The following is an 11,782-nucleotide window of genomic DNA, read 5'->3' on the forward strand; positions in this document are numbered from 1 at the left end:
GGACTCCCCCGCGGCTGCTACGGCTTCCGCGGTTGCCCGGGCTGCTCGGTCGCCCCTGCCCCGGGTGCCCCGCCCGTCGTGTCCCGTACTGCCAGTGCGCGGCGCAGGTCGTCGAGTTGGTCGACGAGCTTGCGGCGCAGGGCCGGGATCATCTCGGTGTCGCGCAGGCAGTCCTCGCCGAGGCGCAGCGCGTCCGGGTCGACGGCGTGGAACGGGAATGCGTAGCGGCCGGCCGCCTCGGCGATGGCGGGTCCCCGGCGGGCGGCGAGGGCGACGGCCGCCGGGTAGAAGCGGGGGACGTACTCCTGTACGAGATCGGCCTGCTCGGGGTGCCAGAAGCCCTGTGCGGTCGCGGCGAACAGATAGTTGGAGAGGTCGTCGGACTCGAAGAGCCGGGACCAGGCGGCGGCCTTGGCCTCCGGGGTGGGGAGAGCGGCGCGGCAGCGGGCGGCGCCTTCCAGGCCGGTGGCACTGGGGTCGCGGTCGAGCTCGGCGGCGATCTCGGACTCGTCGGTGGCGCCGAGGACGGCGAGCCTGGCAAGGATGCGCCAGCGCAGTTCGGGGTCGAGCTCGGGTCCGCCCGGAACGCTGCCGCCGCCGAGCCAGTCGTGGAGGGCGTGGGGCTGGGCGGCGACGTCGATGAAGTGCCGTACGGCCGTGAGCCGCAGTCCGGGGCTGCGGCCGTCCTCGGTGCGGCGGATCAGGTCGCGGGTGAGGTCGGTGAGCAGGGCGAGCGCGGCGGTGCGGTCCCCGGGGGCGAGGTAGCGGTCGGTGATGTGGGCGGTGGCGAAGCCGAGGACGCCCTGGACGAGGGCGAGGTCCGCCTCGTGCGGGAGGTGGGCGCGGGCGGTCTCCAGGTAGGTGACGGGGCGGAGTTCACCGTCACGGACCATGTCGCGCAGGCTGTTCCAGACAATGGTGCGGGTGAGCGGGTCCGGAATGCCGGAGAGGTGGCGCAGCGCGGACTCCTCGGAGGCCCGGTCGAGGCGGACCTTGGCGTAGGTGAGGTCGCCGTCGTTGAGGACGAGGAGTGCGGGGCGGCGGCCCGTGCGGGTCGTGGCCCCGCCCTGGGGCACGTCGAGTTCGAAGCGTTCGCGCAGGACGAGGCTGCGGGTGTCGACCGGGTCGCGGTCGTAGGCGGCGACGGCGATGCGGTGGGGACGGCTGCCGTTCTGTGCGATGCCGAGGCGCCAGCCGCCGTCGGTGTCGGTGACGGCCGGGGTGAGGGTGTCGACGCCGGTGGTGCGCAACCATGCCTCGGCCCAGGCGTGGACGTCGCGGTCGGTGGTCTCGGCGAGCGAGTCGATGAAGTCGGCGAGGGAGGCGTTGCCGAAGCGGTGGCGGGTGAAGTGGAGGTTGATTCCGGCGAGGAAGTCCTTCTCACCGAGCCAGGTGACGAGCTGACGGAGTGCGGAGGCGCCCTTGGCGTAGGAGATGCCGTCGAAGTTGAGCATCGCCGACGCCGTGTCGGGGACGGCCTCGGGGTCGGGGGCCACGGGGTGGGTGGAGGGGCGCTGGTCGGCGTCGTAGCCCCAGGACTTCCTCGTGATCCCGAAGTCGGTCCAGGTGTTCCTGAAGCGGGTGGCCTCGGTGAGGGTCTGGTAGCCCATGTACTCGGCGAAGGACTCGTTCAGCCAGATGTCGTCCCACCAGCGCAGGGTGACCAGGTCGCCGAACCACATGTGGGCCATCTCGTGGGCGATGACCATGGCGCGGTTCTGGCGCTCGGTGTCGGTGACGGCGGAGCGGTAGACGAACTCGTCGCGGAAGGTGACCAGTCCGGGGTTCTCCATGGCGCCCGCGTTGAACTCGGGGACGAATGCCTGGTCGTAGGAGTCGAAGGGGTACGGCTCCTCGAACTTCTCGTGGTAGCGGTCGTAGCAGGCACGCGTCACGTCGAGGATCTCCTCGGCGTCGGCGTCCATGTGGGGCGCGAGCGACTGGCGGCAGTGGATGCCGAAGGGCAGGCCCGCGTGCTCGGTTCGTACGGAGTACCAGGGGCCGGCGGCCACGGCGACGAGGTACGTCGAGATCGGGGGCGTGGGTGCGGCGGTCCAGTGGCCGTCGTCGTGGCGGGTGGTGATGCCGTTGGCGAGGACCGTCCAGTCCTCGGGTGCGGTGACGGTCACCTCGAAGACGGCTTTGAGATCGGGCTGGTCGAAGGCGGCGAAGACGCGCTGCACGTCGTTCATGAAGAGCTGTGTGTACAGATAGGTCCGGCCGTCGACGGGGTCGGTGAAGCGGTGCATGCCTTCGCCGGTGCGCGAATAGTGCATCGAGGCGTCTATGTGCAGCTCGTGCTCCCCGGGCGTGAGTCCCTTCAGCGGGAGCCGGTTCCCGTCGAGCGTCTCCGGGTCGAGGGGGTGTCCGTCGAGGGTGACGGAGCGCAGGGTGGCGGGCTTGAGCTCGACGAAGGTGTCCCCGGCTGTCCGGGCCGTGAAGCGGATCACTGTGCGTGAGCCGAAGGTCTCTTCCGCAAGCTCCGCCGTGGGGACTCCCACGCCGGTGGTGAGATCGAGAGCGATCTCGTACCGGTGGACGTCGAGGAGCTGGGCTCGGTTCTGCGCTTCGTCGCGCGTCAGTACGGGCATGGGGGCCATGCTGCCTGATGGGGTGGGCCGGGAGCACGGGGGATTCGCTCTCAGCGTGCTCGGGTTTCCGCCGGCTCCGGCGTGCCGTGCGGCGGCTCCCGGCCTTCGGGGTGCCGAGCGGTCCCGGGCCGCCCCGGCGGGAGCGGCGCGTCAGCCCCCGACGGCGTCGAAGGTCCGCACGATGCGGTCGGGGTCCGCGCCGTCCGCCAGCAGGGCGTGCAGCAGCAGCCGCGCCTTGGGGGCGTCCAGGTGGCCCGCGGAGAGCAGGCCGCGGGAGAGGACGTCGTGCTCCGAGCCGGGGCCCCGGTAGGTCCGGCTGAGGAGTGCGCCCGCGCCGGTCCTGGAGGCCAGCACCACGGGCATCCGGGCGGCCAGCCGTTCCAGCGGGTCGACGAGCCGGGCCGGGACGTGGCCGGCGCCGAAGGCGGCCACCACCAGGCCGTCGAAGCGGTCGTCCAGGCACTCGAGCAGTGCGCCGTCGTCGCCGAGCGCGAGCGTGACCAGGCCCACCCGCACCGGGCGCCGAAGCGTCAACGGCCGTTCGACCAGGGGGCGTACCGGTCGCAGCAGCACCCTGGCCGTGCCTTCCACGACGGTGCCCAGTGGGCCCGCGCCCGGCGAGGCGAACGTGGCGACCGACGTCGTGTGGGTCTTGCGCACATGGCGTGCGGCATGGATCTCGTCGGCGGACACCACGAGCACCCCGAGGTCCCGGCAGCGCGGGTCGGCGGCGACCGCGACCGCTGCGGCCAGGTTCGCGGGTCCGTCGGCTCCCGGCAGGTCGGCGCGGCGCATCGCGCCCGTGACGACGACCGGTGCCGGCGCCGTGCAGAGCAGGTCGAGCAGGAAGGCCGTTTCCTCCAGGGTGTCGGTGCCCTGGACCACGACCACCCCGGATCCGGCCGACGAGGCCTTCTCGATCTCCGCGGCGAGTGCGGCGATGTCGTCGAACGACAGCGAGGAACTCGGCAGCCGCCGGAAGTCGCACAGTTCGATGTCGGCGTTCACGGGGATGCCTGCCGCGGCCAGCACTTCGGCCCCGGTCATCCGTGATGCGTCACCGCCCCGCGCGGATATCGTGCCGCCCAGTGTGAAGAGGACGACGCTGCTCATCAGCGGCCCCCGTCGGCGATCGTCTCGTGGTGGCGGATGACCTCGGCGATGATGAAGTTCAGCAGCTTCTCGGCGAAGCCCGGGTCCAGCTTGGCGCTCTCCGCGAGCTGGCGCAGCCGGGCGATCTGGCGGGCCTCACGGGCGGGGTCGGCGGGTGGCAGGTGGTGCTGGGCCTTGAGGTGTCCGACCTGCTGGGTGCATTTGAAGCGTTCCGCGAGCATATGGACGACGGCCGCGTCGATGTTGTCGATGCTCTCGCGCAGCCGGGTCAGCTCGGCCTGGACGGACGTGTCGATCCCGCTGGTCCCGCGGGGCTCGCTGGTGGTCATGAGCAGGCAGTTTACGTCGGTCACGGGGCGATGGTCGGGGGGTTCTCGGGATCCGGGATGCGGTTGCTCCAGCCGCCCGGCACGGCACGTCCCTGCTGTGCGCGGAAGCGGACCGGAGCGGTGCCGACGCGCCGGGTGAACAGGCGGGAGAAGTAGGCGGGATCGTCGTAGCCGACGCGGCGGGCCACGGCGGCGACGGGAAGGTCGGTGGCGGCGAGGAGCTCCTTGGCGCGGCCGAGGCGGATGCCGAGGAGGTAGTCCTTGGGGCTGCAGCCGGCGCCGCGGCGGACGGCGGTGCGCAGTTCGGCGGGGGTCATTCCGTGGCGGGCCGCGTGCTCGGCGACGGTCAGCGGCTGGAAGGCGTCACGGGCGAGGAGTTGCAGGACGGGGTCGCCGTCGGGGCTGGTGTCGGCGCGGGCCCGGCGCAGGGCGACGAGGAGTTCATGGACGGCGGCGGCGGTCTCGACCTCCAGGAAGGGATTGCCCTGGCGGGCCGCGCGTGCGATGCGGCCGACGGCGGCGCGGGCGGGGGCGGCGTCGGTGAGGGGGACGACGGGGCGGTCGGGCTCGATGTAGCCCAGTTCGGTGTAGGTCGCCGTGGCGGGGCCGGTGAAGTCGACGAAGCTCTCGTCCCAGCCGGTGCCGGGGTCGGGGGCGTAGTGGTGGGGGACGCCGGGGGTGAGCCAGAGGACGGCCGGCGCGGTGACCGTGGTGCGCCGCCCGTCGGTGCCGCGGTACCACCCGCCGCCCGCGCCGATCAGGACGGCGACGTGGTGGTCGAGGGTGCGGGGTCCGACGGTGGGCAGGGTGCCGTGCTGCAGTCCGACGCCGAGGCAGACCAGACCGAGGCGGTGGTGCACGGGACGGGGCGTGAAGTAGCGCATCCAGGTGTAGTACATCGGCCCTCCCCGGCCGGCTCCGGCTGTGCTCGCGTCCAAACAGTGCCGATCTTTGTCCATGGACGGCCGGGTCGCCAGGGGGCGATCGTGGCGACGTGTTTCGCCGGAGCGGGCACGTGCCGGTGCCGCTCGGGGGCGAGTGGGCGAGGGACGCGCCGGTGCCGAACGGCGAGTGGGCCGGCACGGACGCGCCACACGCCTGCATGCGAGCAGCCGCAGGGCGCCGAGCCCGAACGTGCGAGGTACGAGCGGGCGAGTGCGGTGTCGGGAGTGCCGGTGTGCGTCCGGGCGAACCGGGCGCAGGAGGAATGAGGGGGCGGCGCGGTGGCTCGGTTCGCGGTGGGCGGGGAGCAGTTCCTGCTGGACGGGCGGCCGGTGCGGCTGCTGTCCGGGGCGTTGCACTACTTCCGGGTGCACGAGGCGCAGTGGGGGCACCGGCTGGCGATGCTGCGGGCCATGGGGCTCAACTGCGTGGAGACGTACGTCCCGTGGAATCTCCATGAGCCGGGGCCGGGCCGGTACGCCGATGCGGATGCCGTCGGGCGGTTCCTGGACGCGGTACGGGCGGCGGGGATGTGGGCGATCGTGCGGCCCGGGCCGTACATCTGCGCCGAGTGGGAGAACGGCGGGCTGCCGTACTGGGTGACCGGTCCGCTGGGGTCTCGGGTGCGGACGGCCGACGCGGAGTATCTGGGCCATGTGGAGCGGTGGTTCGGCCGGCTGTTGCCCCAGGTCGCGGCACGGGAAATCGACCGGGGCGGCCCGGTGATCATGGTGCAGGCGGAGAACGAGTACGGGAGCTACGGCAGCGACGGGGCCTGTCCGGGCCGTGTCGTGGAGCTGCTGCGCGGGTGCGGGATCACGGTGCCGCTGTGCACCTCCGACGGGCCCGAGGACCACATGCTCACCGGCGGCTCCGTTCCCGGGGTGCCGGCGACGGTCAACTTCGGTTCCGGCGCCCGGGAGGCGTTCGCGACGCTGCGACGCCACCGGCCCGTGGGGCCCTTGATGTGCATGGAGTTCTGGTGCGGGTGGTTCGGGCACTGGGGAGCGGAGCCTGTCGTACGGGACCCACGGGAAGCGGCGGTGGCGCTCCGCGAGATCCTCGAGTGCGGGGCGTCGGTCAACATCTACATGGCGCACGGAGGCACGAGCTTCGGGGGCTGGGCCGGTGCGAATCGTGCGGGCGAGCTGCACGACGGCGAGCTGCGGGCGATCGTGACCTCGTACGACTACGACGCGCCCGTCGACGAGGCAGGGCTGCCGACGGAGAAGTTCTGGCTGTTCCGTGAGGTGTTGGCGGCATACGCGAAGGAGCCGCTGCCGCCGGTGCCGCAGGCGCCGCCCCGGGTGGGGTCGTCCGTGCGGGCGTCTGCGGACGAGTGGGCACCGCTCGGGGCGGTGCTGGACGTTCTGGGCGGTGCCGAGGTGGAGTCGCCCGTGCCGCCGACGTTCGAGGAGCTCGGTGTGGAGCGGGGCCTGGTGCGCTACCGGGTGCGGGTGCCGGGGCCCCGGAAGCCCTTGCCGCTGTCGGTGAGGGGTCTGCGGGACCTGGCGGTGGTGACCGTGGACGGTGTCCGGGCGGGGGTGCTCGGTCCGGGGAACGCGGCACTGGCCGGGCCGGTGGGCGGGCCCGCCGTGGTGGAGCTCTGGGTGGAGTCGCTGGGGCGTGTGAACTACGGGCCGCGGCTGGCCGAGCCGAAGGGCATCACCGCAGGCGTACTGCACGAACGGCAGTTTCTGCACGGTTTCCGGGCGCGGGGGCTGCGGCTCGACGCGTTCGACGATGCGGATGCGGTGGCGAAGGTGCCGTTCCGCGCGGTGGACGGGGCCGGGGGGCCGGGGTTGTACCGGGCCGCCCTCGAGGTGCCGTCACCCGGTGACGCGATGCTCGAACTCCCGGGCTGGACCCGTGGGTTCGTCTGGGTCAACGGCTTCTGTCTGGGGCGCCACTGGGCCGCGGGCCCACAGAGGTCCCTGTTCGTCCCCGGACCGGTGCTGCGGGCGGGCACGAACGAGGTGTGGGTGCTGGAGCTGGAGCGGGGCGGGGAGGACGTCCGCCTGGACTGAGCTCCCCGCCCCTTCCGGGTGCCGGGGTGGCGTTACAGGGTTGCGGCCGCGTTCTTTATCGCGGTGGCAAAGGTGGACACCTCGGTGTAGACACCGGGGTAGCCCGCGCGGGCGCAGCCGTAGCCCCAGCTGACGATGCCGACCTGGATCCAGGCACCGTTGTTGTCCTTGCGGAACATCGGGCCGCCTGAGTCACCCTGGCAGGTGTCGACACCGCCCTGGTTGAAGCCGGCGCAGATCTCCTCGTTCGACACGAGCTCGGGGTACGACGACTTGCAGGAGGCGTCGGAGACGAACGGGACCTGGGCCTTGCGCAGGTAGCGCTGCTGCGCGCCGCCCTCACGGGTCGCGCCCCAGCCGGCGACGGTGAAGGTGCCGCTGTTGTACGCGGTCGTCTCGGCGATCTTCAGCGTCGGCAGGTTGATCGGCTGGGCGAGCTTGATCAGGGCCCAGTCCTTGCCGGTGCCGTTGTAGCCGGGGGCCTGGAGGACCTTGGTCGACCTGACCTTGATGGCGCTGGAGCTCTGGAGGTCCACGACGCCGGCGGTGGCGGTGATGCTGGTGTTGTTGCCGGAGCCGTTTACGCAGTGGGCGGCCGTCAGCACGATCTGCTTGGTGTACAGGGCGCCGCCACAGCCCATGGAGAGGCGGACCATGAAGGGGAATTCGCCCTGGGCGGCGCGGGTTCCGCCGACGACGGGCGGCGGGGCGGCGGAGGCGGAGGTCGGCTGGAGGCTGACCGCGGCGAGTACGACGGCACCGGCCGCCACGCATCTCTTGAGGGCACGTACAAGCTTGTTGTTCACGTATGCCTTCTCTCGTGGGGGGTTGCTCGGTACGTGCGGACCCGCCCACTGGGTGACATGGGCCCGTCAACACGTGGTCCGGATTATGAGGACGACGCACGGGGGGCCACAAGGCGCACTTTTCGGCCAGGACGGGCGGGTGCGCCGGAGCGCGCCAACACGTTGACGCGCCGTAGAGTTGGCAGCGTTCGACCGTCGTTCAGGGTGATTTCGTACGGCACGTGCAGGGGGTACGGGCGTGGCGAACGGCACCGAGGTGGTGCACGGCTACCCGCATCTCGACACCGCGCGGGCAGCCATCACCGCGCTGCACAAAAGGCTCTCGTACGACGGTGTGCGGGCCTACGCGAGCAGCGTCCTGCCGGCCGATGTGGCCTTCTCCGACCAGGACGACCTGCATCTCGGGGCGCAGCGGGTGGCCCGCGCGCTGGTGCATCAGCTGCGGCTGCCCGAGGCGCGGATGATCGTGAGCTTCCGGGAGATGGAGCATGCGGCGAGCGTGGAACTCACCGCGGGACCGGAGTACTTCATCGAGCTGAACGACCGCTTCCGCAGACATCGGAGGGACATCGGCGCGGCACTCGCGCATGAGATCACCCATGTGCTGCTGCACCGGCTGGGGCTTTCGTTTCCCGGCACCCGCGACAACGAGATCCTCACGGACACGGTGACGACGTATCTCGGGGCGGGGTGGCTGCTGCTCGACGCATTCCGCGAGGACGAGGTTTCCAGCCAGAAACTGGGCTACCTCACCCCGGAGGAATTCGGGTACGTGCTCGCGAAGCGCGCACTGGTATTCGACGAGGATCCCTCGGTGTGGTTCACCAGCCCACAGGGCTACACGGCCTACACGAAGGGCCGGGACCAGGCGCTGCGCGACGGGCAGCAGCCGCCGCTCTCGGCGGCCGGGTGGAACGGGCGGCGACGCTATGCCAAGGACCGGCGGTACGCCCAGGACCATCCCGCCGGTCCCGGCCGTCCGGGGCCGGGACCCGGTTCGGCGTACGCGTTCGAGCCGGTGCCGGGCGGCGGGCTCCGGGTGTCGTTCCCCTGCCCGACGTGCCACCAGCGGATCCGGGTACCGGTGCGGGGGCGGGTGCGGGCCCGTTGTGCACTGTGCCGGACGGTTCTCGAATGCGACACCTGAGGGGGGTTCCGTAGGGTTTTCGGTATGAGGACCGAGGACCTGACCGGAGAGCTCTTCGAGGCGCTCTACGGGGGTGACGACGACACCGTCGTCCGGATGCTGCGGGCGGGGGCGCCCGCGGAGACGGCCGATGACGACGGACAGACCGCGCTCTACACGGCTGCGGCGCAGGACAGGCCGGGCATGGTGCGCCTCCTGCTGGCGGCGGGTGCCGATCCCGACCGGGCGAGCGGCGCCGAAGGCGCGGAGCTGCCGTTGTGCGGGGCTGCGGTGTGGGGTCGCACCGAAGTGATGCGTGCCCTGCTCGCGGCGGGCGCGCATCCCGATCTGGAGGAGGAGCCGGGGGTACGGGCCCTGACCTGGGCATGCCGCCAGGGCCGCGGAGAGGTGGTGGATCTGCTGCTCGCGTCGGGCGCGGACCCCGACCTGCCGGGGCCCGGCGGGGAGGCGCCACTGGTGACCGCCGCCCGGCGCGGGTCGCCCTCCTGCGTACGGGCCCTGCTGCGGCACGGAGCCCGCCCGACTGAGGATGCGCTGGCGGAGGCCCGTAGATGGCTGGGACTCGACGTCGAGGCGGAGCTGCGCCGGGAGCTGGTCGAAACCTATGGCGAGGGCGACAAGGGCGACAAGGGATTCGACACCGTGTCCCGGCGGGTCGAGGAGGACGGCGGGACGACCGTGGTCGTCGAGCTGGTACGGGGCAGGGGGCGGGTGGCCGGGAGCGAGCAGCAGACCGGGCACGCGGCCATCGCCACACTGCTGGAGGCCGCTCTGGGTGTGCGCACACCGGCCGATGAGCTCGCCGAGCGGGCACTGCGCTCCGGGAATCCGGACCAGGACGACTGGACCGAGGCCGTGGGCGTGCTGCAGCGGCGCGGTGACGAGGAGACTTTCCGTGCCGCGGCGGGATGGTGCGGATGGGAGGAACCCCTGCGGCAGACCTTCGCCGCCGACGTGCTGGCGGGCCTGGGGGATCCGGACGGCGCCGAGAGCCACGATCCGGCGGCCGATCCCGCCGGCACCCGGCCCGCAGCGGACCGCCCGGACGGCCAGGGCCCCGGGAACGGCCGGCGTGCGGGACTGTCGGCACGGGTGGTGCCGCTGCTGAGGGAGCTCGCGCGGGAGGCCACCGACACCGAGGTGATCCGGGCTGCCGTGGCGGCTCTGGGACAGCAGGGCGATCCTGCGGCGGTCGGGGAGATCCTGCGGCATGCGGGGCACACGGACGCCGAGGTGCGGTTCGGCGTGGCGGTCGCGCTGCACGGACTGGTGCCCGCGGACCACGCCGAGGGCGTCGGGGTGGTCATCGGCCTCACGCGGGACGCGGACGACGGTGTCAGGGACTGGGCGACGACCGCGCTGGCGGACATGGAGGCGGACGGTCCGGACGTACGGGAGGCACTCGCGGCCCGGCTCATGGACGAGGTGCCGGACATCGGGGCCGAGGCGGCCCGGGGTCTGGCGATGCGTCAGGACGGGCGGGCCATCGAGGCGTTGGCCCGCATTCTCGAGGACGAGGACCCGGAGGGATACGCGTACTCCACCGCGGAGCAGGCGGTCGAGTACGTCGAGGACGAGCGCGCACGGCGCCGTCTGGAGGCGGTGAGCCCCCGCTCGCGCTGACCGCGGCCGAGTCCGCTGCGGCTGCGGCCGGGCTGCCGGTGCGGCAATTGCGATGGGCCCGGGACCGCCCGGCTCGGGTCCCGGCTCGGGTCTGCCGGGAGCGGGACGCACCGTTTGCGCCGGGACTCAGCCGGCGGGCGGCCGTGCCGCCCCGGGCCGCCCGTGGACGCCCCGGGAGGGTCGGCGTTGCGGCAGCGGGGGCGGCGTTCGCCACCGAGTCGGGCGGGCCTGCCGGAAGGCCGGTTCCGGCGTCCGTCGCACCGCCCCGTGGGCACCGCCGGCTTCGGCCGGCCCGGTGTCGTCCGGCCGCCGAGCACCGGAAGCGGAGCCCTCGCGCCCCGGACTCCGCAAGGGCCGGGCCCGCCCGGAGCGGGTGCCGCCCGGTGGCGACCGGTGTTCGACCGGGGCAACGAACGGGATCGGCACGGATCCCGCCACGGCCGAGCCGGGTGCTCCCGCCCACGCCTGCAGGGCGGTTGTGTCCGGAACGAGCCGTGCCGCCGGCCGGAAAGGGGAAGGACCGGCGGCACGGGCCGGGGGTGATGACGCGTGTTCAGCAGCCGTGGTCGACGAGGTCGAACGAGCTGTAGTGGTCGGCGGTGTAGTAGTCCTCCTGCGACGCCCGACCGGCGACGATCCGGCGGGCACCACGGTCGTCGGAACCGGGCGTCTCCACGGTGTACTCGTGGTAGTAGCCGGACGACTGGGACGGAAGGACACCCTCGCGGTTGGAGAAGACCGTCCCGTCCTGCGGGTACGGGAACGGGCCTCCCTTGTCGATGAGTTCGAGGGTGTCGTGCGCCTGCGAGGGCAGCGCGGAGTAGCAGATCTCACCGACCTCGGTGGGGGCCGCGGCCGCCTGGGCCACCATGGGGCCGCCGACGAGGAGTGTCGATACGAGGGCGGCAGCGCCGCCGAACAGAGTGATCCGTGGGGGGATTCGCATGAAGCCCATGATGACGCGCGTAGACATTGACGCGTCAATGTCAAACGTGAGGAGTTCTCGTGCAATTCACCTACACGGATCGACCGCCATGGTGTGAACACACATATGCCCCTCGGCGGTATCCCACCCCCGAACGACGGCCGGGCGTGGGGGGGGGGGGGGGGGGGGGGGGGGGGGGGGGGGGGGGGGGGGGGGGGGGGTGGGGGGGGGGGGGGGGGGGAGGGGGGGGTGTGATCTTTTGGTGGGTTTGTGCCCTTT

Annotated in this window: 9 protein-coding genes; 3 read left to right on the forward strand and 6 right to left on the reverse strand. The window is 72.6% G+C overall.

Annotation, left to right across the window (positions count from 1 at the left end; genetic code table 11):
- Positions 1–17: 17 nt before the first annotated feature.
- The 4 genes from pepN to AC068D_RS14590 form a co-directional block, all read right to left on the reverse strand.
- The gene (gene pepN, locus AC068D_RS14575; RefSeq protein WP_478823352.1) at positions 18–2,600 is read right to left on the reverse strand and encodes an aminopeptidase N; all 2,583 of its coding nucleotides are present in this window, start codon (positions 2,598–2,600) and stop codon (positions 18–20) included.
- A 141-nt stretch (positions 2,601–2,741) separates the two neighbouring features.
- Entirely contained in the window at positions 2,742–3,704 is a 963-nt protein-coding gene (locus tag AC068D_RS14580) for an asparaginase (protein WP_478823353.1), read from the reverse strand.
- Positions 3,704–4,033 carry a chorismate mutase gene (locus AC068D_RS14585; RefSeq protein ID WP_478823591.1) on the reverse strand — a complete coding sequence of 110 codons (330 nt, stop codon included), beginning with the start codon at positions 4,031–4,033 and terminating at the stop codon, positions 3,704–3,706. Before AC068D_RS14585 ends, AC068D_RS14580 begins: the two co-directional genes overlap by 1 nt.
- A 20-nt stretch (positions 4,034–4,053) precedes the next feature.
- Entirely contained in the window at positions 4,054–4,932 is an 879-nt protein-coding gene (locus AC068D_RS14590; RefSeq protein WP_478823354.1) for a helix-turn-helix domain-containing protein, read from the reverse strand.
- Between the two features lie 324 nt (positions 4,933–5,256).
- Here AC068D_RS14590 and AC068D_RS14595 point away from each other — a divergent pair, with 324 nt between their 5' ends.
- Entirely contained in the window at positions 5,257–7,002 is a 1,746-nt protein-coding gene (locus AC068D_RS14595) for a glycoside hydrolase family 35 protein (protein WP_478823355.1), read from the forward strand.
- Between the two features lie 32 nt (positions 7,003–7,034).
- On the opposite strand, the gene AC068D_RS14600 is transcribed toward AC068D_RS14595, so the two are convergent.
- On the reverse strand, positions 7,035–7,808 hold the full coding sequence (locus AC068D_RS14600) for a S1 family peptidase (RefSeq protein ID WP_478823356.1): 774 nt from the start codon (positions 7,806–7,808) through the stop codon (positions 7,035–7,037).
- Between the two features lie 238 nt (positions 7,809–8,046).
- Between AC068D_RS14600 and AC068D_RS14605 the strand changes: the two genes are divergently transcribed.
- Entirely contained in the window at positions 8,047–8,955 is a 909-nt protein-coding gene (locus AC068D_RS14605) for a hypothetical protein (protein WP_478823357.1), read from the forward strand.
- 24 nt (positions 8,956–8,979) lie between these two features.
- Complete coding sequence (locus tag AC068D_RS14610; protein ID WP_478823358.1) at positions 8,980–10,578, forward strand: ankyrin repeat domain-containing protein; 1,599 nt, start codon at positions 8,980–8,982, stop codon at positions 10,576–10,578.
- 553 nt (positions 10,579–11,131) lie between these two features.
- Here AC068D_RS14610 and AC068D_RS14615 read toward each other — a convergent pair.
- A complete protein-coding gene (locus tag AC068D_RS14615; protein ID WP_478823359.1) occupies positions 11,132–11,524 on the reverse strand; it encodes a guanyl-specific ribonuclease in 393 nt (130 codons plus the stop codon).
- Positions 11,525–11,782: the final 258 nt, after the last annotated feature.

Source organism: Streptomyces sp. NPDC043861 (genome assembly GCF_056435905.1).

Coding starts and splice junctions, on each gene's coding strand:
- AC068D_RS14585 (WP_478823591.1), bottom strand. CDS start 4,033: ATGACCACCAGCGAGCCCCGCGGGACCAGCGGGATCGACACGTCCGTC.
- AC068D_RS14610 (WP_478823358.1), top strand. CDS start 8,980: ATGAGGACCGAGGACCTGACCGGAGAGCTCTTCGAGGCGCTCTACGGG.
- AC068D_RS14580 (WP_478823353.1), bottom strand. CDS start 3,704: ATGAGCAGCGTCGTCCTCTTCACACTGGGCGGCACGATATCCGCGCGG.
- pepN (WP_478823352.1), bottom strand. CDS start 2,600: ATGGCCCCCATGCCCGTACTGACGCGCGACGAAGCGCAGAACCGAGCC.
- AC068D_RS14590 (WP_478823354.1), bottom strand. CDS start 4,932: ATGTACTACACCTGGATGCGCTACTTCACGCCCCGTCCCGTGCACCAC.
- AC068D_RS14615 (WP_478823359.1), bottom strand. CDS start 11,524: ATGCGAATCCCCCCACGGATCACTCTGTTCGGCGGCGCTGCCGCCCTC.